The organism is Streptomyces sp. NPDC086835 (assembly GCF_044745705.1).
Classification (GTDB): Bacteria; Actinomycetota; Actinomycetes; order Streptomycetales; family Streptomycetaceae; genus Streptomyces.
Window position 1 is genome coordinate 22,589 of the sequence record NZ_JBIVAU010000016.1, and the last position, 21,787, is coordinate 44,375.

Here is a 21,787-nt window from a genome sequence, read left to right on the forward strand (position 1 = left end):
ACTGTCGGGTCCCTACAGAAGAGGACCGCGCGGCATCCTGCACAACCCGCTGGGCAACAGGCCCCCCGTCGCGACATGATCGGGGCGACCCGTCGCGACGACAGGAGACATCCGTGCCTCATTCCATCGACGAAGCCTTCACGGCACTGCCGCTGCGGGCGCTCGCCGACGCGGCACTCGCCCGGGCCCGCGCGCTCGGCGCCGAGCACGCCGACTTCCGTCTCGAGCGCGTACGCAGTGCCTCCTGGCGGCTGCGTGACGCCAAGCTCGCCGGTTCCTCCGACACCACGGACCTCGGGTACGCCGTGCGCGTCGTGCACGGGGGTGCATGGGGCTTCGCCTCGGGGGTGGATCTCACCATGGACGCCGCGGCTCGGGTCGCGGGCCAGGCGGTGGCGATGGCGAAGCTGTCGGCGAAGGTGATCGCGGCGGCCGGGTCCGACGAGCGCGTGGAGCTGGCGGACGAGCCGGTGCACTCGGACAAGACGTGGATCTCCTCGTACGAGATCGACCCCTTCGAGGTACCCGACGAGGAGAAGACCGCACTGCTCGCCGACTTCAGCGGCCGGCTGCTGCGGGCGGACGGCGTGGCGCACGTGGACGCGTCGCTGCTCACCGTCCACGAGAACAAGTTCTACGCGGACACGGCCGGCACCGTCACCACCCAGCAGCGGGTCCGGCTGCACCCACAGCTCACCGCGGTCGCCGTCGACGGCACCAGCGGCGAGTTCGACTCGATGCGCACGATCGCGCCGCCGGCCGGCCGCGGCTGGGAGTACCTGACCGGCACGGGCTGGGACTGGGACCGGGAGCTGGAGGAGATCCCCGGGCTGCTCGCGGAGAAGATGCGCGCGCCGAGCGTCGAGTCCGGCCGCTACGACCTGGTGGTCGACCCGTCGAACCTGTGGCTGACGATCCACGAGTCGATCGGCCACGCCACCGAACTGGACCGGGCGCTCGGCTACGAGGCCGCGTACGCGGGAACCTCGTTCGCGACCTTCGACCAGCTGGGGAAGCTGGCGTACGGCTCGTCCGTGATGAACGTGACCGGCGACCGCACGGCCGAGCACGGGCTGGCGACGATCGGGTACGACGACGAGGGCGTCGAGGCGCAGAGCTGGGACCTGGTCAAGGACGGCACGCTGGTCGGCTACCAGCTGGACCGGCGGATCGCGAAGCTGACGAACCTCGGCCGCTCCAACGGCTGCGCCTACGCCGACTCCCCCGCGCACGTCCCCGTGCAGCGGATGGCGAACGTGTCGCTCCGCCCGGACCCGGGCGGCCTGTCGACGGAGGACCTGATCGGCGGGGTCGAGCGCGGGATCTACGTGGTCGGCGACCGGTCGTGGTCCATCGACATGCAGCGCTACAACTTCCAGTTCACCGGGCAGCGGTTCTTCCGGATCGAGAACGGCCGGCTGGCCGGACAGCTCCGGGACGTCGCGTACCAGGCGACGACCACCGAGTTCTGGGGCTCCATGGAGCAGGTCGGCGGCCCGCAGACCTATGTGCTCGGCGGTGCTTTCAACTGCGGAAAGGCCCAGCCGGGCCAGGTCGCCGCGGTCTCCCACGGCTGCCCCTCCGCCCTCTTCCGGGGCGTAAACATTCTGAACACCACGCAGGAGGCCGGCCGATGAGCCCCCGTACGACCAAGCCGCACGAGATCGTCGAGCGGGCTCTCGAGCTGTCCACAGCCGACGGCTGTGTCGTCATCGCCGACGAGGAGTCGTCCGCCAATCTGCGCTGGGCCGGCAACACCCTGACCACCAACGGCGTCACCCGCGGCCGCACCCTCACCGTCATCGCGACCGTCGACGGCTCGGAGGGAACCGCCTCCGGTGTGGTGTCCCGGTCCGCGGTGACCGCCGCCGACCTCGAGCCGCTGGTGCGCGCCGCCGAGGCGGCCGCCCGCGGCGCCGGTCCGGCGGAGGACGCCCAGCCGCTGGTCGAGGGCACCCCGGCGTCCCCCGACTTCACGGACCCGCCCGCCGAGACCAACTCCGCCGTGTTCGCCGACTTCGCACCGGCCCTCGGCGAGGCCTTCGCCCGGGCCCGGGCAGGCCGCAGGGAGCTGTACGGCTTCGCCAACCACGAGATGACCTCCACGTATGTGGGCACCTCCACCGGGCTGCGGCTGCGGCACGACCAGCCGAACGGCACCCTCGAGCTGAACGCCAAGTCCCCGGACCGCACGCGCTCTGCGTGGGCGGGCCGTTCCACGCGCGACTTCAAGGACGTCGACCCGGCCGTCATGGACGCCGAGCTGGCGCAGCGCCTGGTGTGGGCGCAGCGCCGGACCGAGCTGCCCGCGGGCCGGTACGAGACGCTGCTGCCGCCCACCGCGGTGGCCGACCTGCTGATCTACCAGATGTGGTCATCCGCGGCCCGCGACGCTGCGGAGGGCCGCACGGTCTTCTCCAAGCCGGGCGGCGGCACCCGCGTCGGCGAGAAGCTGTCCCCCCTTCCGCTGACCCTGCGCAGCGACCCGCACGCGCCTGGCCTCGAGTCGGCCCCCTTCGTGATCGCCCACTCCTCCGGCGACGACGCCTCCGTCTTCGACAACGGGCTGCCGATCACGGCGACGGACTGGGTGCGGGACGGAAAGCTCGATCATCTGGTGACCACCCGGCACAGCGCCGGTCTGACCGGCCTGCCGGTGGCGCCCGGGGCCGGGAACCTCATCCTGGACGGCGGCGGTGAGCGCAGCCTGGAGGAGATGGTGGCCGGCACGGCCCGCGGTCTGCTGCTGACATGCCTCTGGTACATCCGCGAGGTCGACCCGGCGACGCTGCTGCTGACCGGTCTGACCAGGGACGGCGTGTATCTGGTGGAGAACGGCGAGGTCGTCGGCGAGGTCAACAACTTCCGGTTCAACGAGTCGCCCGTCGATCTGCTCTCGCGTACGGCGGAGGCCGGGCGCAGCGAGAAGACGCTGCCGCGTGAGTGGGGTGACTGGTTCACCCGGGCCTCGATGCCCGCGCTGCGGGTGCCGGACTTCAACATGAGCTCGGTGAGCAAGGGCGTGTGAGCGCCGGATATCCGGTCGGGCCGGGTCCCGGTCACCAATAGACTGGGTGGTAGCGCCCTGCTACCACCCAGCGGGGTTTCCACTGTTCCAAGGAGACACGACACCGTGACGGACATCGTCGACGAGCTGAAGTGGCGCGGGCTGATGGCCCAGTCCACCGACGAAGAGGCCCTGCGCAAGGCTCTCGCGGACGGTCCTGTCACGTTCTATTGCGGCTTCGACCCCACCGCGGCGAGCCTGCACGTCGGTCACCTGGTGCAGGTGCTCACCATCCGCCGCCTCCAGCAGGCCGGGCACCGCCCGCTCGCGCTGGTCGGCGGGGCGACGGGGCAGATCGGCGACCCGCGGCCGACCGCGGAGCGCACGCTGAACGATCCGGAGACGATCGCGCGCTGGGTCGACCGGCTGCGTTCGCAGATCGAGCCCTACCTGTCCTTCGAGGGCGACAACGCGGCGATCATGGTGAACAACCTGGACTGGACCGCGGGCATGTCCGCGATCGAGTTCCTGCGGGACATCGGCAAGCACTTCCGCGTCAACAAGATGCTCACCAAGGACTCGGTCGCCCGCCGCCTGGAGTCCGAGCAGGGCATCAGCTACACGGAGTTCAGCTACCAGCTGCTGCAGGGCATGGACTTCCTGGAGCTGTACCGCCGCTACGGCTGCACCCTGCAGCAGGGCGGCAGCGACCAGTGGGGCAACCTGACCGCGGGCCTGGACCTGATCCACCGGCTCGAGCCGGACGCCGACGTGCACGCCCTGGCCACGCCGTTGATGACCAAGGCCGACGGCACCAAGTTCGGCAAGTCCGAGACGGGAACGCTCTGGCTCGACCCGGAGATGACGACGCCGTACGCGTTCTACCAGTTCTGGCTGAACACGGACGACCGGGACATCTCCCGCTACATGCGGGTCCTCAGTTTCAAGAGCCGCGAGGAGCTCGAGGAGCTGGAGAAGCAGACCGAGGAGCGGCCGCAGGCACGGGCCGCGCAGCGCGCGCTGGCGGAGGAGCTGACGACGCTGGTGCACGGCGAGGACCAGTGCGCCGCGGTGATCAACGCCTCTCGGGCGCTGTTCGGGCAGGGCGAGCTGGCGGACCTGGACGAGGCGACACTGCGTGCCGCCCTCGCCGAGCTGCCGCACGCGCGGGTAGGCGAGCTGCTGCCGGTGGTCGACCTGTTCACCGAGGTCGGTCTGGCGCCGAGCAAGTCCGCCGCCCGCCGCACGGTGAAGGAGGGCGGCGCCTACGTGAACAACGTGAAGGTGACCGCCGAGGACGCGGTGGTGGCCGGCGACGACCTGCTGCACGGCCGCTGGCTGGTGCTGCGCCGGGGCAAGAAGAACCTGGCGGCGGTCGAGGTCGCGGCCGGCTGACCGGAGCGGGACATTCCGTGGCCGGGTGACCGGAGCGGACATGACCGTGGCCGGGTGGGCGTGATCGCCCACCCGGCCACGGGTCTTCGTCAGGCGTGATGCCGTTTCTTACCGCGGGCGGCGGTGTAGGCCATGTCGCCCAGGAAGACGATGACGATGGCAGCCGCGAGCTGCAGTGCGTGCCGGCCCCAGTCGATGCCGCTGGTCTCCTCGATGCCGAAACCACGTGCGACGGCGTTGCCGATGACGGCGCCGATGATGCCGAAGATGGTGGTCAGCCACAGGGGACTGTGCTGCTTGCCTGGGATGATCGCTTTCGCGAGCAGGCCCAGCACGAATCCCACGACGATCGCCCACAACCAGCCCATGGCTGCCTCCTTGTACGGCCCTGCGTGAGCAGTTACGTCGCCAGTCTCGGCCCGTAGGCCGTACGGCGCATGTCGAAGTCAGCCGTACGTGCGTCTGCGCAGGCCGGGCACGCAGACATCGGCGGCCCCGCTCTCGAACGCGGCGCAGCCCAGGCGTACCGTGGAGGGTCCGAGCAGGGAATTTCCGCCGAACGTCCGGCGCGGGGAAATCGGGTGGTGGAGCACGATGCGGAAGCACGGTGGGACCGAGGTCTTCCGGATCACCGGCGCACGGCAGGGCCTCGCCGACGACGTCCGCGGCAGGCAGCGCCGCTATGTGATCTCGATGTCGATCAGGACGGTCGCCGTGATCCTCGCGGCGGTCCTGTGGAACGTGGAACGCCATGTGGCGATCGTGGCGCTGGTGCTCGGTGTGCTGCTGCCGTACATCTCCGTCGTCATCGCCAACGCCGGGCGGGAGAACGCCCCTTCGCTGCCGTCGACGTTCGTCGAGCCCCCGGTCCGGCCGGCCGTCGAGGCGGGCCCCGGGCAGCGCGCGGCGGAACCGGAGCCGGAGGCGGAGCCCTTCCAGGAGGACCGTCCGGGGGCCGGGCAGCGCTGATCGCGAGCGGTGTCCGGCGGGCTCGTGAAGCTCAAGAAAAGCTCAGATCAATCATGAAGTTCCGGTGCACCGCACCCTGTCCCCCGTGACATACTGCGTACGCGCTCCGCATCCCCCGTCGGAGCGACGGACCGACGCCGGGCAGCTCCCCCCGTGGCTGCTCGGCGTCGCCATGCTGGGACAATGATCCCGTGAATCTTCCGGTGAGTGACGAAACCCCGATCTGCTCGGCCAAGGGCTGCCGTACCGACGCCGTCTGGGTCCTCGCCTGGAACAACCCGAAGCTGCACACTCCGGACCGTCGCAAGACGTGGCTGGCGTGCGACGAGCACCGCGAGCACCTGTCCCAGTTCCTCGGGGTGCGCGGTTTCCTGAAGGACGTCGTGACGCTGGAGGAGTGGGAGCGGGGTGCCGGGGCCGGGTCAGCCGCCGATGGCTGACATGGGCCGCTCCGGCTGAAGGAACGACGGGTCGTCGAGACCGGATCCGGCCTTCTTGCCCCACATCGCCAGCCGCCAGATGCGGGCGATCTCCTCGTCGGGCGCCTCCGAGCGCAGCGCCGCCCGCAGGTCGGTCTCCTCGGTGGCGAAGAGGCAGGTGCGCACCTGACCGTCGGCGGTGAGCCGGGTCCGGTCACAGGCGCGGCAGAACGGACGGGTGACGGAGGCGATGACGCCGACCCGGTGCGGCCCGCCGTCGACGAGCCACCGCTCCGCCGGCGCGGATCCGCGCGCGGCGTCGCCTTCGGGGGTGAGGGTGAAGCGTGTCCGCAGGGACTGGAGGATGTCCCCCGCGGTGATCATGCCGTCACGCTTCCAGCCGTGCTGTGCGTCGAGCGGCATCTGCTCGATGAAACGCAGCTCGTAGTCGTGCTCCACGGCCCAGGCGAGCAGGTCGGGGGCCTCGTCGTCGTTCATGCCGGGCATCAGGACGGCGTTGACCTTGACCGGGGTCAGACCGGCGGCGCGGGCGGCTTCGAGGCCGTCGAGCACGTCGTGGTGGCGGTCGCGACGGGTGAGGGTCTTGAAGACGTCGGGCCGCAGGGTGTCCAGGGAGACGTTGACCCGGTCGAGGCCGGCGGCCTTGAGGGCAGCGGCGGTGCGCTTGAGTCCGATGCCGTTGGTGGTGAGGGACATCTTGGGGCGGGGCTCGAGGGCGGCGCAGCGCTCGACGATGCCGACGAGTCCCGGCCGCAGCAGCGGCTCACCGCCGGTGAAGCGCACCTCGGTGATGCCGAGGTCGGTGACGGCGATGCGGATCAGGCGGACGATTTCGTCATCGGTGAGCAGGTCGGGCTTGGCCAGCCATTGGAGGCCCTCTTCCGGCATGCAGTACGTACACCGCAGATTGCACCGGTCCGTCAGAGAAACGCGCAGGTCAGTGGCCACTCGGCCGTAGGTGTCGATGAGCACTGTGGGCCCCCTCCCCTATTCGCGGATCCGACGGTTTCGAGCCTACGCGACGGCGCCGACAACACCAGGGCCCGATTGGCACGAGGTACGGCACGGCCGCGTCGTAGGACCCTACGACGCGGCCGCTGACATGCGTGTGTCGGTTTCCTCTCAGTGGGCGCCGATGCCGGTGAGGGACTTGACCTCGAGCTCGGCGTACTTGCCCTCGTCGGGCTTCTCCTTGGTCAGGATCGAGCCCAGCCAGCCGAGCAGGAAGCCCAGCGGGATGGAGATGAGACCCGGGTTGGACAGCGGGAACCATGCGAAGTCCACGCTCGGGAACATCGCGGACGGGCTGCCGGAGACCACCGGCGAGAACAGCACCAGGAACACCGAGGAGGCGAGGCCTCCGTAGATGGACCACAGGGCGCCCTGGGTGGTGAACCTCTTCCAGAACAGGCTGTAGAGGATCGTGGGCAGGTTGGCCGAGGCGGCGACAGCGAAGGCGAGGGCGACGAGACCGGCCACGTTCAGGTCGCGGGCCAGCGCGCCGAGGGCGATGGACACGATGCCGATGAAGACGGTCGCCCAGCGCGCGGCGCGGACCTCCTCCTTCTCCGTGGCCTGTCCCCTGCGGATGACGTTGGCGTAGATGTCGTGCGCGAACGACGACGAGGAGGCCAGCGTGAGTCCGGCGACGACGGCGAGGATGGTGGCGAAGGCGACGGCCGAGATCACGGCGAGCAGGATCGCGCCCCAGGCGGAGTCGACGCCGCCGATGTGCAGGGCGAGCAGCGGGGCAGCGGTGTTGCCCGCCGGGTTGGACGCCTTGATCTCCGCGGGTCCGACAATCGCGGCGGCGCCGAAGCCGAGCGCGATGGTCATCAGGTAGAACGCGCCGATGATGCCGATGGCCCAGTTGACGGACTTACGCGCGGCCTTGGCGGTGGGCACCGTGTAGAAGCGGATCAGGATGTGCGGGAGTCCGGCGGTGCCGAGGACGAGCGCGATGCCGAGGGAGATGAAGTCGAGCTTGGTCATCCCGTCGACGCCGTACTTGAGGCCGGGCTCGAGGAAGGCGTCGGGGTTGCCCTTCTGTCCGACCTCGCTGTTCTTCGCCGCCTCTCCGAGCAGGTCGGAGATGTTGAAGTTGAACTTCCACAGCACCAGGAACGTGATGAGCAGGGTGCCCGCGATGAGCAGGACGGCCTTGACCATCTGCACCCAGGTGGTGCCCTTCATCCCGCCGATGGTCACATAGACGATCATCAGCAGACCGACGAGGGCGACGATCGCGATCTTGCCGCCGTCGCTGGTGATGCCGAGCAGCAGCGAGACGAGGATGCCCGCGCCCGCCATCTGCGCGAGCAGGTAGAAGATCGAGACGACGATGGTGGAGACGCCCGCGGCGGTACGGACCGGGCGCTGGCGCATCCGGTAGGCGAGGACGTCGCCCATCGTGTAGCGGCCGGAGTTGCGCAGCGGCTCGGCGACCAGCAGCAGGGCGACGAGCCAGGCGACCAGGAAGCCGATGGAGTAGAGGAAGCCGTCGTAGCCGAAGAGGGCGATGGCGCCGGCGATGCCGAGGAACGAGGCGGCCGACATGTAGTCGCCCGAGATGGCGAGGCCGTTCTGGAAGCCGGTGAACTGGCGTCCGCCCGCGTAGAAGTCGGCGGCGTCCTTGGTCTGCCGGCCGGCCCAGACGGTGATGAACAGCGTCCCGACGACGAAGGCCGCGAAGAGTGTGATGATCAGCGGCCGGTGCTCGGTCGTGGCGCTCGAGGCCGCGAGGTGCAGGGCGGGGCTCATGCGTCGGCCTCCATACGGGACTTGATGGCCTCGGCCTTCGGGTCGAGCTTCGCGGCGGCGTGCCGGGAGTAGAACCAGGCGATGAGGAACGTGGTCAGGAACTGCGCGAGGCCGAAGACCAGAGCGACGTTGATGTTGCCGAAGAGCTTCGTGCCCATGAAGCCGCCGGCGTAGTTCGAGAGCAGGACGTAGAGCAGGTACCAGGCGATGAACGCGACGGTCAGGGGGAAGGCGAAGGAACGGTATGTGCGGCGCAGTTCGCCGAATTCCGCACTCTGCTGCACCTGCGCGAACGACTGGGTCGTGGGCTTGACGGTGCTGGTCTGCGTACCGCGCTCGGGCGGCGGTGCATCGGTGGTCACGGAATCTCCTCGCGACGCGGGGGCGGTGGGGATTGACTCGGGGATGTCACTGGCAGGGGCGGTTCGATGTTGCTCCACTCCCTGACAACGGCACGGGGCACGCGCCGAACTGGTTCAGCCCTGGTCTTTTTCTTCTGTACTTCCTTCGCGAACTCATTGAATTCGGACCTTGATCAGCGATAGCTTCGCTCGTCATGTACCCGCCCATTCGCACAGGGGTGTCTGGGCGGTTGTCACGGATGATGTGGAGAACCCATGGCTCATCTGGGATCCAGACGGCGCCGCGCACTCGCGCTGCCCGCCGGTCTGGCGCTCACGGCCTCGCTCGGCTTCCTGCCCGCGGGGGCCGCTACGGCGGCGCCGGTCGACGACGTACCTGCGGCGGTCCAGGCGGACGGACCCAAGCTGTCGTACGTCGTGAACGTGAAGGGCGGTCACGGCACCGCGAAGTCGGTCAAGAAGGCCATAGCCAAGGCCGGCGGAACGGTGGTGATGGCCTACGACCAGATAGGCGTCATCGTCGTCCACTCGCAGAACCCGGACTTCGCCACGACCATCCGCGGTGTGCGGGGCGTGGCGTCGGCCGGTGCCACGCGCACCGCGCCTCTGGCGCCGTCGGCCGACATGGCCATCGAGTCGGAGCGTCCGCTCACCGCCGACGAGGCGAAGGCCTCCGCCGCGGTGGCGTCCTCGGGCCAGGACCCGCTGGAGCCCCTGCAGTGGGACCTCCCGGCCATCAAGGCCGACAAGGCGCACGAGAAGACGCTCGGCAGTGACAAGGTCACGGTCGCCGTCATCGACACGGGTGTCGACGACACCCACCCGGACCTCGCGCCGAACTTCGACCGTGAGGCCTCCGTCAGCTGCGTGGGCGGCGTGCCGAACACGGCGGACGGCGCCTGGCGTCCCGGTCCGACCGAGTCGGACCACGGCACCCATGTCGCGGGCACGATCGCCGCCGCGAAGAACGGCGTCGGCGTCACCGGCGTCGCGCCGGGCGTGAAGGTCTCCGGCATCAAGGTCTCGCAGCCCGACGGCTTCTTCTACACCGAGGCCGTCGTCTGCGGCTTCGTGTGGGCGGCGGAGCACGGCGTCGACGTGACCAACAACAGCTACTACACGGACCCGTGGCTGTTCAACTGCAAGAACGACGCGGACCAGAAGGCCCTCGTCGAGGCCGTCTCCCGCGCCACCCGCTACGCGGAGGGCAAGGGCGCGGTGAACGTCGCCGCGGCCGGCAACTCCCGCATGGACCTGGCGGCGGACGAGCTCACCGACACCACGAGCCCGAACGACACCACCCCGGTCGAGCGGGTCGTCAACCCGCGCGAGTGCCTCGACATCCCGACGCAGATCCCGGGCGTCGTCACGGTGTCCGCGCTGGGTGCGAAGGGCCTGAAGGCCTCGTACTCCAACTACGGCGACGGCGTGATCGACATCTCCGCCCCCGGCGGCGACTCGACGCGCTACCAGGCGCCGGACGCGCCGGCGGTCGACGGCCGGATCCTGTCCACGGTTCCGGGCGGCTACGGCTACAAGGCCGGTACGTCGATGGCCTCCCCGCACGTCGCGGGCGTGGCCGCGCTGATCAAGTCGACCCACCCGTACGCACCGCCGGCCCTGGTAAAGGGTCTGCTGTACGCGCAGGCTGACGACACGGCGTGCACCAACCCGTACGACATCAACGGCGACGGCACCGTCGACGCGGTGTGCGAGGGTGGCGAGCGCGACAACGGCTTCTACGGCACGGGCGTCACCGACGCTCTGGACGCGGTCCGCCGCTAGCAGCTTCATGTGAGGGGCCCGGTGCGCGATCCGCGATCCGCACCGGGCCCCTTGCGTTGTGGCAGCCGGTGCCATAGTGAGTGCATGACCCACTCACCCCTCGGTCTCCCGTCCAGCGGTACCGCCCACGCATGGGCGGCTCTGGGTGGTGATCCGGCTCTGCTCGGCCGTGTCGTCCACAAGGGCGGCGGCTCGCTGCCCTCCCGGCTGCCGGTCATGGAGCTGGCGCGTGCCACCGTCGCGGTCTGCTCCCTCGCCGCCGCGGAGCTGGCCGCGCGGCGCGGTGGCGGTCAGGTCCCCTCCGTGACCGTCGACGACGGTGCGGTGACGACGGCGTTCCTCAGTGACAGGCTGGTGCGGGTGGACGGCGTGGCGCCGACCACGTTCGCACCGCTGTCCCGGTTCTGGCGTGCCGCGGACGGATGGGTGCGCACCCACGCCAACTACCCGCACCACCGGGCACGGTTGCTCGACGCGCTGTCCCTCCCCGAGGACGCCGGCGTCGAGGCCGCCGCAGGCGCGATCGGCGAACGCCGCGCCGTGGACGTAGAGGAGAGCGTGTACGCGGCGGGCGGCCTTGCCGTGGCCATGCGCAGCGGGGACGAATGGGCGCAGCACCCGCAGGGTGCGGCCACCGCCGGGCGTCCGCTGCTGCGCGCGGAGCGGCTCGGCGACGACTGCCCGCCGCGAGCCGCGAACGGCCGGGCGTCCCTGCCCTGTTCGGGACTGCGCGTGCTGGACCTGACCCGGGTGCTGGCCGGACCGGTCGCCACGCGGACACTCGCGCTGCTGGGCGCCGACGTGTTGCGGATCGACTCCCCGCATCTGCCGGAGAGTCAGGACGCCCACAGCGACACCGGCGTGGGGAAACGGTCCACCCGGCTCGACCTGGCCGCGGTCGCCGACCGTGCCACGTTCGAGGAACTGCTGTCCCTGGCCGACGTGGTGGTGACCGGCTACCGACCGGGCGCCCTCGACCGGTTCGGTCTCTCTCCCCAGGCGCTGGCCGAGCGCCGTCCGGGCCTGGTCGTGGCCCGGCTGTCGGCCTGGGGCCGTTACGGTCCGTGGGACGGGCGGCGCGGTTTCGACAGCCTGGTCCAGGCGGCGACCGGCATCGCCGCCACGGAGGGCGAAGAAGGCCGCCCGGGCACACTGCCCGCCCAGGCCCTCGACCACGGCACCGGATACCTGCTGGCCGCCGGGGTGCTGCGCGCGCTGACCGGACAGCACGGCGCGGGCGGATCCCGGCTGGTGGAGGCCGCTCTCACACAGACGGCGGCCTGGCTGACCGGAGGTCTCGTCAAGGCCCCGGACGGGGACCCGGCGGCGTACGACGCCGATCGGTGGCTCACCGGGAGGGACAGCCCCATGGGCCGCCTGCGTCACGCCGTTCCGGCGGTCGGCTACGACGGCGGACCGGCCGACTGGGCCCGCCCGCCCGGGATCTGGGGGACGGACGCGCCGAAGTGGGAGAACGCCGCCGCTTGACGCCGTTTCGGCGTGTCCGGCGACCCGTCGCACAGCCGCCGCGGCGAGCGCCGGACCGGTGGAGTACGTCCCGCGTGTGTGCGCGGACCGCGACCGTCTTCGCCCGCTGAGGGTAGGCCCGTCCGCACCGCGGGCATGCACCGATGACCGGCGCGACACGGATCGCGGACCGTACGATCCGGTGGCCGGTGAATTCACGGGGAGGAACCGCAGTGCAGGGGTTGGAAGCCGTCGTCTTACGACTGGCCGGGACGCTGGCCGTGACCGTCGTGAAATCGCTGATCGCCGCCCGCCCGGGGGCGGGCCTGGTGACGGGCCGCCGGGCCGCGCCGCTCCCCCGGCCGAACCCTGCCCCGGTGGCGAAGAAGCTCGCGGGCCGGCTCTCGGACCCGTACACCGACCTGCCCGACCATGAGCGCGAGGCCGCCGTCGAGGCGGTACGGGACACCGTCCAGGCCGCGGGGACGGTCAGTCCCGACCGGCTGTTCGCGCTGGACCTCGACCCGGAGCGGCTGTTCCGGACGCTGCGGGACCCGGCGGCCGGCCTGGCAGAGCGGGGCGTGGAACTCTACGACGAGCTGCTGCGGCTGTGCTGCGCGCACATGGTCGAGAACCTGACCGCCGACCAGTCGTTCATGGCACGGGCGGCGGTGGAGCAGACCCGCAGGGCGGGCCGCACCGAAGCGCTCGTCGAGGACGTCAGGGACCGGCTCGGCCCGCGTCCGGAGGCGGTCGCCCTCGGCTTCGAGGGACGGTACGCGGACTATGTGGCGGAGACCCACGGGCGTCTGGAGCTGTTCGGGCTCACGCTCGGCAGGTCCGGCAGCGAGTGGCCGCTGGACACGGCGTACATCTCCCTGGCGGTCAGCGGGGACGGGCCCCACCAGAAGGGTTTCGGCCTGCCCCGGACCGGACAGGTCGCCGTGAAGGCGGAGCAGATCCTGTCCTCGGCCGACCGGCTCGTCCTGCGTGGTGCCGCCGGCTCCGGCAAGAGCACCCTGGTGCAGTGGCTCGCGCTGAACGCCGCCCGGCGCAGTTTCGGCAAGGATCTGGAGGACTGGAACCGGTGCGTGCCCTTCCTGTTGCGGCTGCGCGCCTTCACGTCGTCCGACACGCTGCCGATGCCGGACGCCTTCCTACGGGCGGCGGGGGTCCCGCTGCACGGTGAGGCACCCGCCGGCTGGACGGAGAAGCTGCTGACGGACGGCCGGGCGCTGATCCTGGTCGACGGGGTGGACGAGATCCCCTCACGGCAGCGGCACCGTACGGAGAACTGGCTGAAGTCGCTGATCGCCGCCTATCCGGACGCCCGGTACGTGGTGACGACCCGGCCGTCGGCCGTCCCGGAGGACTGGCTGTCCCGCCAGGGATTCGTCGGGCACTCGCTGCTGCCGATGGAGCGCGACGACATCCGCTCGTTCATCGGCCACTGGCACGAGGCCGCGCGCCAGGAGTGCCTGTCCCAGACCGAACGCGCCCAGCTCGACACCTACGAGACGTCCCTGCGCAAGGCCGTCTCCACCCGCCGTGATCTGGGCCGGCTGGCCACCAACCCGCTGATGTGCGCCCTGCTGTGCGCGCTGAACCGGGACCGCAGGATGCAACTGCCGCGCGCCCGCAAGGAGCTGTACGACGCCGCGCTGGACATGCTGCTGGTGCGGCGGGACACCGAGCGGGAGATCGTCGGTGTGGAGGGTGTCGATCTGACGCGTGAGGAGCAGACGGCGCTGCTGCAGCGGTTGGCGTACTGGCTCATCCGCAACGGTCAGGTGGAGGCCGAGCGCGCCGAGGCGGTGGAGATGGTGGCCGAGTGGCTGGCCGCCATGCCGCAGGTGCAGGGCAACCCCGAGCAGGTCTTCTCCCATCTGCTCATCAGGAGCGGTCTGCTGCGTGAACCCCGCCCGGGTGCGGTGGACTTCGTGCACCGGACGTTCCAGGACTATCTGGGCGCCAAGGCCGCTGTGGAGGCTCGCGACTTCGGGGTCCTGGTGCAGAACGCGCACGACGACCAGTGGGACGACGTGGTGCAGATGGCCGTCGGCCACGCCCGCGTCGAGGAACGGGCCCGGCTGCTGCGGCACCTGCTCCGCCGCGCCGACCGGGCGCAGCGCCACCGGCACCGTCTGGTGCTGCTCGCCGCGGCCTGTCTGGAGCACGCCCCGGAGCTGGACCCGGAGATCCGCGCGACGGTGCAGTCGCGCACGCAGGATCTGCTGCCCCCGCGCACCCAGGAGGACGCGGCGCAGCTCGCCAAGGTCGGCGAACTGGTGCTGGAGCTGCTGCCGGGGCCTGAGGACCTGGAGGAGTACACGGCGGCGGCCGTGGTGCGCACGGCGGCCCTGATCAAAGGGGACGCCGCGTTCGAGGTGGCCGCGCGGTTCCGGGAGGACGCACGGCTGTCCGTGGCGTTCCAGGTGTCGACGGCGTGGGGCTCGTTCGACACCGAGTCGTACGCCAGGGACGTGCTGGCCGCCGGGGCGTGGAACACCTCGTACCTGCATGTCCAGACGCCCGAACAGCTCCGCGCCCTCCGCCACATACCCAAGGCCCGGCGCCTGCACGTGGCGGGCGACCACCACGACCTCACTCCGCTGCTCGCGGTGGAGGACCCCGAGTGGCTCTTCCTGTACGAGAACGGCGTGGTGGACGACCTCACACCGCTCGCGTCGTTCCGGCGGCTCAAGGATGTCGGTCTGAGCCGGTGCCCCGAACTGCGCGACCTGCGGCCGCTGGCGCGACCGGGACTCGAGCGACTCTCGCTCTGGGAAGTTCATCCGGAGGTCTCGATCGAGCCCTTGCGGGACATGCCCGACCTGCGCAGCGTGAATCTCTCCCAGCCGCTGCTCATCGAGAGCCTCGCGGAACTGCCGGTCGGACCGGGCCTCGTCCACCTCGGGCTCCACCACCAGACCCGTTACGTGAGCCTGGAGGGCATCGAGCGGTGGCCGTTGCTGGAAGGGCTGACGATCGCGGGCCAGTCGCAGCTGCGTCAACTGGCGCGCCTGCCGCTGCCACCGTCGCTGACGAGTCTGAGCCTGTACGAGGTCGACCCTCTCGACCCGCGTCCGCTCCTCGGCCACTCCACGCTGCGGCACCTGCACCTCTGGCGGTGCGAACTGCCGAACGGCCTCACCGCGCTGCGCGAGCTGCCCGCGCTCACTTCCCTGGAGCTCTGGCAGTGCTCACCGTCCGGAGCGCCCGTCGACATCGGACCGCTCGTCGCGATGCCCGAACTGAAGATCACGGTCAGCGACGACACCCCGGTCGTCGGCATCGACCGCTTCCCGCCCGACCGCGTCGAGGTGAAGCGCGTCAGGACCTGACAGCGCCTCAGACGCCGACCGCGTCGAGCGCCGAACCGGCGGCGTACGTCACCGCCATGGCGAGAGCCCCGCCGCACACGTTGCGCAGGACGGCGGGCCCGGCCGCGGCAGCGCCCAGCCGGGCGCTCCACCAGCCGGTCAGCGCCAGCGCCGCGAGCACCGAGAGGACCGTGACGTACAGGCGGGCCGACGCCGGCGGCAGCACGATGGCCAGCAGCGGCAGCAGCGCACCGACCGTGAACGCCAGGAAGCTGGCGCCCGCCGCGTGCCAGGGGTTGGTCAGCTCGTCGGGGTCGATGCCGAGTTCCACCCGCGCGTGGGCACGCAGCGCGTCCCGGTCGGTGAGCTGCACGGCGGCCTCCCTGGCCACCTCCTCCGACAGGCCGCGGTCGGCCAGCATGCGGGTCAGCTCTTCCAGTTCGGCCTCCGGCTGTTCCTTCAGCTCCCGCTTCTCCACCGCCAGCGCGGCCCTCTCCGAGTCGCGCTGCGTGGAGACGGACACGTACTCGCCTGCCGCCATCGACATCGAACCGGCGAGCAGGCCGGCGAGGCCCGCGGTGAGCAGCGCCGGCCGCGAGTCCGTCGCACCGGCCACACCGACCACGATGCCCGCCGTCGAGACAATGCCGTCGTTCGCGCCGAGGACGGCTGCGCGCAGCCAGTTGAGGCGGGTGCCGAGTCCGCCGGAGTGCGCCTCGTCGTGACTTTCGCCGCCGGTCGCTTCACTCATCCGGGGAGCCTCTCACGCAAGGAAGTTGGGGACGCGGAGCCACACCCCGGCCTTCGGGCGCTGGGGGCGGGACAGGGCTGTCGGTGCCTGCCCGTATTCTCTGTGACCATGCTCGACGACCGTAGGACCGCAGCGACGACGTGGCCGGCCGCGTACCCACAGGGGTACGCGGTCGTCGACGTGGAGACCACCGGCCTCGCCCGTGACGACCGGATAGTGTCGGCTGCCGTCTACCGCCTCGACACCCACGGCAACGTCGAGGACCACTGGTACACGCTCGTCAACCCGGAGCGCGACCCCGGACCGGTGTGGATCCACGGTCTGACGAGCGAGGCGCTCGAAGGCGCCCCACTGTTCGGGGAAATCGCCGGCGAGCTCTCCGCGCGGCTCGACGGCCGGGTCCTGGTCGCGCACAACGCCACGTTCGACTGGTCCATGATCGCCAGGGAGTACGCGCGTGCGCGGGGCGCGGCGCCGACCCGGCAACGGCTGTGCACCATCGCCCTCGCCAAGGAGCTACGACTCCCGCTGCCCAACCACAAGCTCGAGTCGCTGGCCGCGCACTACGGGGTCGTGCAGCAGCGTGCCCACCATGCCCTGGACGACGCCCGCGTACTCGCGGAGGCGTTCCGGCCGAGCCTGCACACCGCGGCCCGTGACGGTGTGCGGCTGCCGCTGCTCGAATGCCGGCCGCTGACGGAGTGGTCGGACGCTCCCGCCGCCCCCCGCGTCGGCTACCAGTCGTCGTACGGGCACAGCAGCTGGCGCCCGTCGCGCAAGCGGCCGCCGTGCCCGTACGCCAACCCCGGGAGGTACGAGCCGGGCGGGCAGCTGGTGCAGGGCATGCGGGTCGCCTTCTCCGGCGACACCTCCGTGGAGCGTGAACTGCTCGAGGACCGGGCCGTCGAGGCGGGGTTGCACGTCGCCACGAGCGTGTCACGGCTCACGAGTCTGCTGGTGACCAACGACCCGGACGCGGCGACGTCCAAGACCGTCAAGGCCGCCTCGTACGGCACGCCGGTCGTCGACGAGGGCGCCTTCACCCAGCTGCTGCGGGACGTCGCCCCCGCGCCGGACGCGTAGAGGCGGACGGACACCCGCATCGGAGTGAACCGGGCGCGACTCGCCCGCCGCCCGCTCGCCCGGGGCGCCGAAGCGTTTCACCCTGTGGCGCATGGCACGTTGCGAGGTTTGCGGAAACGACTACGGCATGTCCTTCGAGGTGCACGCGCAGGGCGCGGTGCACGTCTTCGACTGCTTCTCCTGCGCCATCCACCGCATGGCGCCCATCTGTGAGCACTGCCGGGTGCAGATCATCGGCCAGGGTGTCGAGGTCGAGGGCCACTGGTACTGCGGCGCCCACTGCGCCCGCGCCGAGGGGAGGGCCGGCATCGTCGACAGGGTGTGACCTGCGCCCGGCCGGGGCACGGGCGGGGACCCACCGTCCGTGGCCCGGCGCCGAGCAGGTACGGTCGAAGCCGTGTACCGCTTCCTGTTGTCCCGGCAGTGGGTGATCCTCACCCTCATCGGCCTCGTTCTCATCCCCACGATGATCGAGCTGGGCTTCTGGCAGCTGCACCGGCACGAGCGCAGGGTCGAGCAGAACGCCCTGATCGCACGGAACCTCGAGGCGAAGCCGGTGCCGATGGAGGAGCTCACCTCCCCCGGGCACACCGTCCCGCGCTCCGACTACTGGCGGCAGATCACCGCGACCGGCACCTTCGACACCGACCACGAGATGGTCGTCCGCCGCCGCACCAACGCCGACGACCGCGTCGGCTTCCACGTACTGACCCCGCTGGTGCTGGCCGACGGCCGTGCCGTCCTCGTCAACCGCGGCTGGGTCCCCGCCGCCGCCGACCAGAAGGCCTTTCCCGAGGTGCCGGCCGCCCCCGCGGGCACCGTGACCGTCACCGGCCGGCTCAAGGCCGACGAGACGACCGGCGCCAGCGGCATCAAGGACCTGAAGGGCCTGCCGCCCCGCCAGGTGATGCTGATCAACAGCGAGCAGCAGGCGCAGCTGCTGGACCGGCAGGTGCTCGGCGGCTATCTGGAGCAGACGGCGCCGAAGCCCGCAGGCGGCAGCCCCGAGATGATCCCGACCCCGGACCACGACTCCATCGGCGCCCACATGGCGTACGCCGTGCAGTGGTGGCTGTTCGCAGCGGCGGTTCCCGTCGGCTGGGTGGTTCTCGTCCGGCGGGAGAGGCGCGACCTGGCGGCGGCGGAGCGGACCACGTCCGAGCCTGCTCCCGCGGCTGCTTAGCGTCCTCTTCTGGCGGGAACACGCCAGAGCGTGACCCAACGTATCGAGGACTACGCCCTCATCGGCGATCTGCAGACCGCTGCACTGGTCGGCAAGGACGGCTCCATCGACTGGCTGTGCCTTCCCCGTTTCGACTCCGCCGCATGCTTCGCCGCCCTCCTCGGCGACGAGGAGAACGGCCATTGGCGGATCGCGCCCAAGGGCGCGGGCGCCTGCACCAGCCGCCGCTATCTCGGCGCGTCACTGGTGCTGGAAACAGTGTGGGAGACCCGCACCGGCAAGGTCCGGGTCCTCGACTTCATGCCGCAGCGTGACGAGGCGCCGGACGTCGTCCGCATCGTCGAGGGCCTGAGCGGCTCGGTCGAGATGGCCGGCACCCTGCGGCTGCGGTTCGACTACGGTTCCGTGGTGCCGTGGGTACGCCGCGAGGACGGCCACCGGGTCGCGGTCGCGGGACCCGACTCCGTGTGGCTGCGCAGCGAACCGGAAGTCAAGACATGGGGTCAGCACTTCAGCACCTGCTCGTCGTTCACGGTCGAGGAGGGCCAGAAGGTGGCGTTCGTCCTCACCTGGCACCCCTCGCACAAGCCTCGGCCCCCACTCGTCGACCCGCACGAGTCCTTGGACCACTGCCTCCAGGACTGGGAGACATGGTCGTCGAAGTGCCGCTACCAGGGCCCCTACCGCGACGCCGTGCTGCGCTCCCTGATCACCCTCAAGGCGCTCACGTACGCCCCCACAGGAGGTATCGTCGCCGCGCCCACGACGTCCCTGCCCGAGGACCTCGGCGGCGTACGGAACTGGGACTACCGCTTCTGCTGGCTGCGCGACGCGACCCTCACCTTGAGCGCCATGGTGTCCGTCGGTTACCTGGACGAGGCCGCGGCCTGGCGGGACTGGCTGCTGCGGGCCGTCGCCGGCGACCCGGCCGATCTGCAGATCATGTACGGAGTGGCCGGCGAACGCCGCCTGCCCGAGATGGAGCTGGACTGGCTCAGCGGCTATGCCGGCTCGGCGCCGGTCCGCGTCGGCAACGAGGCGAGGTGCCAACTGCAGATCGACGTCTACGGCGAGGTCATCGAGTCCCTCTACCTGGCCAGGCAGGCCGGTCTCACGCCCGAGCGACACGCCTGGAACATCCAGCTGAGCCTGCTCGGCTTCCTCGAGTCCAAATGGCGCGAGCCGGACGAAGGTCTGTGGGAGGTCCGGGGTCCGCGCCGTCACTTCGTCCACTCCAAGGTCATGGCATGGGTCGCAGCCGACCGCGCCGTACGCACTCTCGAGGGCGAACCGTCGCTGCGCGGCGACGCGGCACGCTGGCGGGCCATGCGGGACGACATCCACCGCGAGGTCTGCGAGAAGGGCTTCGACCCGGCCCGCGGCACCTTCACCCAGTCGTACGGCTCCACGGAGCTCGACGCCGCGGTCCTGCTGATCCCGCGCGTCGGCTTCCTGCCCCCGGACGACCCCCGGGTCGTCGGCACGGTGGACGCGGTGCGGCGGGAGCTGGCCAGTGGACCGCTCGTCCGCCGCTATACCCAGGACGCCACCCAGGTCGACGGACTGCCCGGCCGCGAGGGCGCGTTCCTGGTCTGCTCCTTCTGGCTGGCCGACGCGCTGCGGATGACGGGCCGCGAGAAGGAGGCCCGCGAACTGTTCGAGCAGTTGCTCGGCCTCTGCAACGACGTGGGTCTCCTCTCCGAGGAGTACGACCCCGCGACGGGAGCGCACCTCGGCAACTTCCCGCAGGCGTTCAGCCACATCGGACTGGTGACCACGGCCCTCGCGCTCACCGGGCAGAGGACGGCAGGATAGGGCCATGGATCTTGGACTGAAGGACCGCGTCTACATCGTCACCGGCGCATCGAGGGGCCTCGGCAACGCCTCCGCGCGGGCGCTCGTCGCCGACGGCGCGAAGGTCGTCGTCACCGGGCGCGACGAGAAGACGGTCACCGACGCCGCGGCCGAACTCGGCTCGGCCGCGGTGGGCGTCGCCTGTGACAACGCCGACCCCTCCGCCGCGGAACGCCTCGTCGCCGCCGCCCGCGCGCACTTCGGCCGCTTCGACGGCATCCTCGTCAGCGTCGGTGGCCCGGCACCGGGCTACGCCGCGGACAACACCGACGAGCAGTGGGCCGCCGCGTTCCAGTCCGTCTTCCTCGGCGCCGTCCGCATGGCGCGCACGGCCGCGGCCGAACTGAACGAGGGCGGTGTGATCGGTTTCGTGCTGTCCGGTTCGGTGCACGAACCCATCCCCGGCCTGACCATCTCCAACGGCCTCCGCCCGGGCCTCGCGGGCTTCGCCAAGTCCTTGGCGGACGAACTGGGCCCGCGCGGCATCCGCGTGGTCGGCCTGCTGCCCTCCCGCATCGACACGGACCGCGTCCGCGAGCTGGACGCCCTGTCGGGCGACGCGGAGGCGGCACGCAGGGCCAACGAGGCGGCCATCCCGCTGCGGCGTTACGGCACCCCGGAGGAGTTCGGCCGCACGGCGGCGTTCCTGCTCTCGCCGGCGGCGTCCTATCTGACCGGCGTCATGCTCCCGATCGACGGCGGGGCGCGCCACGGCTTCTGATATGGCGGTGCCCCCGAACGCCGACGGAGGCGATTCCTGCCCCGCCGGCGTTCGAAGCACGGCGGTCCGGGGGCGGAGCACCGGTTACGGCCGCACCCCGACCGTCAGGAAACCCGCCGGGCCCGGTGCTTCGCCGCCCGCATCCGTACCTCCGTCGGCAGGGACTCCAGCCCCGCCGAGTCCCTGGCGTGCGCGACCGCCTCGTCCGAGAGCCGCGCCAGCGTACCGGCGGGCGAGGCGTCCGGCTCCAGGCGCAGCGCCACCAGCGCCTGTGGCGCGGTCCGGCGGCCCGTCAGCAGGACGGACGCGCCGGAGACGCCTTCCAGCGACGCCGCCTCGTCCTCCAGGGCGCCCTGCAGCGCCCGGCCCCTCAGCAGCGCGCCTTCGCCGTCGCCGCTGTCGACCAGGACCTCCGCCAGCCGTGCGCGCCGCAGTTGGGCGAAGAACCACCACAGACCGAGGATCAGCAGCAGCGCCAGCACCGCGATGACGACCGGCCACCACCAGCCCTCCTCGCGCCAGCGCGTCCGGTCGGCGTCGCTCAGCAGTACGTCGTGCCGTCCGTCGTAAGGCCACCACGAGGGGACGGAGAGACCCGCGCCCGCCACGAGGACCGCACCGCCGACGCACAGCAGGACGAGCCCGGCGAGGCCGAGGAAGACCCGGTTGACGGCTCGAAGCATCCCC

The 21,787-nt window shown here is 71.2% G+C and carries 19 protein-coding genes; 13 read left to right on the plus strand and 6 right to left on the minus strand.

Features of this window, described 5'->3' with window-relative positions; translation table 11 throughout:
• Window positions 1–113 precede the first annotated feature (113 nt).
• The 3 genes from ACIPJI_RS34025 to tyrS all read left to right on the plus strand — a co-directional run bounded on the left by ACIPJI_RS34025 (window position 114) and on the right by tyrS (window position 4,402).
• Entirely contained in the window at window positions 114–1,637 is a 1,524-nt protein-coding gene (locus ACIPJI_RS34025; protein WP_307705696.1) for a TldD/PmbA family protein, read from the plus strand.
• On the plus strand, window positions 1,634–3,028 hold the full coding sequence (locus ACIPJI_RS34030; protein WP_402250737.1) for a metallopeptidase TldD-related protein: 1,395 nt from the start codon (window positions 1,634–1,636) through the stop codon (window positions 3,026–3,028). The genes ACIPJI_RS34025 and ACIPJI_RS34030 overlap by 4 nt, the downstream gene beginning before the upstream one ends.
• Before the next feature lie 105 nt (window positions 3,029–3,133).
• The gene (gene tyrS, locus ACIPJI_RS34035; RefSeq protein ID WP_402250739.1) at window positions 3,134–4,402 is read left to right on the plus strand and encodes a tyrosine--tRNA ligase; all 1,269 of its coding nucleotides are present in this window, start codon (window positions 3,134–3,136) and stop codon (window positions 4,400–4,402) included.
• Between the two features lie 89 nt (window positions 4,403–4,491).
• Here the strand turns inward: tyrS and ACIPJI_RS34040 are convergent, their stop codons facing one another.
• Window positions 4,492–4,770 (minus strand): GlsB/YeaQ/YmgE family stress response membrane protein, encoded by a 279-nt coding sequence (locus ACIPJI_RS34040; protein WP_402250741.1) that lies wholly within the window; start codon window positions 4,768–4,770, stop codon window positions 4,492–4,494.
• Window positions 4,771–4,996: 226 nt separating this feature from the next.
• Here ACIPJI_RS34040 and ACIPJI_RS34045 point away from each other — a divergent pair, with 226 nt between their 5' ends.
• Together ACIPJI_RS34045 and ACIPJI_RS34050 are read left to right on the plus strand one after the other, a co-directional pair.
• Window positions 4,997–5,371 carry a DUF3099 domain-containing protein gene (locus tag ACIPJI_RS34045; RefSeq protein ID WP_356624229.1) on the plus strand — a complete coding sequence of 125 codons (375 nt, stop codon included), beginning with the start codon at window positions 4,997–4,999 and terminating at the stop codon, window positions 5,369–5,371.
• 191 nt (window positions 5,372–5,562) lie between these two features.
• Window positions 5,563–5,811, plus strand: coding sequence for a hypothetical protein (locus ACIPJI_RS34050; protein WP_307705701.1), 249 nt, complete (start codon window positions 5,563–5,565; stop codon window positions 5,809–5,811).
• On the opposite strand, the gene moaA is transcribed toward ACIPJI_RS34050, so the two are convergent.
• The 3 genes from moaA to ACIPJI_RS34065 all read right to left on the minus strand — a co-directional run bounded on the left by moaA (window position 5,794) and on the right by ACIPJI_RS34065 (window position 8,933).
• Window positions 5,794–6,783, minus strand: a complete 990-nt coding sequence (gene moaA / locus ACIPJI_RS34055; RefSeq protein ID WP_356624225.1) for a GTP 3',8-cyclase MoaA — start codon at window positions 6,781–6,783, stop codon at window positions 5,794–5,796. The two genes, ACIPJI_RS34050 and moaA, sit on opposite strands and share 18 nt — an antisense overlap.
• Before the next feature lie 150 nt (window positions 6,784–6,933).
• The gene (locus tag ACIPJI_RS34060) at window positions 6,934–8,571 is read right to left on the minus strand and encodes a cation acetate symporter (protein WP_307705703.1); all 1,638 of its coding nucleotides are present in this window, start codon (window positions 8,569–8,571) and stop codon (window positions 6,934–6,936) included.
• Window positions 8,568–8,933, minus strand: coding sequence for a DUF485 domain-containing protein (locus tag ACIPJI_RS34065; protein WP_307705704.1), 366 nt, complete (start codon window positions 8,931–8,933; stop codon window positions 8,568–8,570). The genes ACIPJI_RS34060 and ACIPJI_RS34065 overlap by 4 nt, the downstream gene beginning before the upstream one ends.
• Before the next feature lie 255 nt (window positions 8,934–9,188).
• Here ACIPJI_RS34065 and ACIPJI_RS34070 point away from each other — a divergent pair, with 255 nt between their 5' ends.
• The 3 genes from ACIPJI_RS34070 to ACIPJI_RS34080 all read left to right on the plus strand — a co-directional run bounded on the left by ACIPJI_RS34070 (window position 9,189) and on the right by ACIPJI_RS34080 (window position 15,529).
• A complete protein-coding gene (locus tag ACIPJI_RS34070) occupies window positions 9,189–10,718 on the plus strand; it encodes a S8 family serine peptidase (protein ID WP_356624221.1) in 1,530 nt (509 codons plus the stop codon).
• An 84-nt stretch (window positions 10,719–10,802) separates the two neighbouring features.
• Window positions 10,803–12,206: a CoA transferase gene (locus ACIPJI_RS34075; protein WP_402250743.1), complete on the plus strand. Its 1,404-nt coding sequence runs from the start codon at window positions 10,803–10,805 to the stop codon at window positions 12,204–12,206.
• Between the two features lie 212 nt (window positions 12,207–12,418).
• Window positions 12,419–15,529 carry an NACHT domain-containing protein gene (locus tag ACIPJI_RS34080; RefSeq protein WP_402250745.1) on the plus strand — a complete coding sequence of 1,037 codons (3,111 nt, stop codon included), beginning with the start codon at window positions 12,419–12,421 and terminating at the stop codon, window positions 15,527–15,529.
• Window positions 15,530–15,536: 7 nt separating this feature from the next.
• On the opposite strand, the gene ACIPJI_RS34085 is transcribed toward ACIPJI_RS34080, so the two are convergent.
• Window positions 15,537–16,259, minus strand: a complete 723-nt coding sequence (locus tag ACIPJI_RS34085) for a VIT family protein (protein WP_307705708.1) — start codon at window positions 16,257–16,259, stop codon at window positions 15,537–15,539.
• A gap of 108 nt (window positions 16,260–16,367) precedes the next feature.
• Here ACIPJI_RS34085 and ACIPJI_RS34090 point away from each other — a divergent pair, with 108 nt between their 5' ends.
• The 5 genes from ACIPJI_RS34090 (at window position 16,368) to ACIPJI_RS34110 (ending at window position 21,100) form a co-directional block, all read left to right on the plus strand.
• On the plus strand, window positions 16,368–17,342 hold the full coding sequence (locus tag ACIPJI_RS34090) for a DEDDh family exonuclease (RefSeq protein WP_402250747.1): 975 nt from the start codon (window positions 16,368–16,370) through the stop codon (window positions 17,340–17,342).
• A 91-nt stretch (window positions 17,343–17,433) separates the two neighbouring features.
• On the plus strand, window positions 17,434–17,667 hold the full coding sequence (locus ACIPJI_RS34095; RefSeq protein ID WP_100106509.1) for a hypothetical protein: 234 nt from the start codon (window positions 17,434–17,436) through the stop codon (window positions 17,665–17,667).
• A gap of 72 nt (window positions 17,668–17,739) precedes the next feature.
• Window positions 17,740–18,525, plus strand: a complete 786-nt coding sequence (locus tag ACIPJI_RS34100; RefSeq protein ID WP_402250750.1) for an SURF1 family protein — start codon at window positions 17,740–17,742, stop codon at window positions 18,523–18,525.
• A gap of 30 nt (window positions 18,526–18,555) precedes the next feature.
• On the plus strand, window positions 18,556–20,340 hold the full coding sequence (locus ACIPJI_RS34105) for a glycoside hydrolase family 15 protein (protein ID WP_356624214.1): 1,785 nt from the start codon (window positions 18,556–18,558) through the stop codon (window positions 20,338–20,340).
• A 4-nt stretch (window positions 20,341–20,344) separates the two neighbouring features.
• Window positions 20,345–21,100: an SDR family oxidoreductase gene (locus tag ACIPJI_RS34110; RefSeq protein ID WP_356624213.1), complete on the plus strand. Its 756-nt coding sequence runs from the start codon at window positions 20,345–20,347 to the stop codon at window positions 21,098–21,100.
• A gap of 104 nt (window positions 21,101–21,204) precedes the next feature.
• Here the strand turns inward: ACIPJI_RS34110 and amaP are convergent, their stop codons facing one another.
• Complete coding sequence (amaP, locus tag ACIPJI_RS34115) at window positions 21,205–21,783, minus strand: alkaline shock response membrane anchor protein AmaP (protein ID WP_356624212.1); 579 nt, start codon at window positions 21,781–21,783, stop codon at window positions 21,205–21,207.
• Window positions 21,784–21,787: the final 4 nt, after the last annotated feature.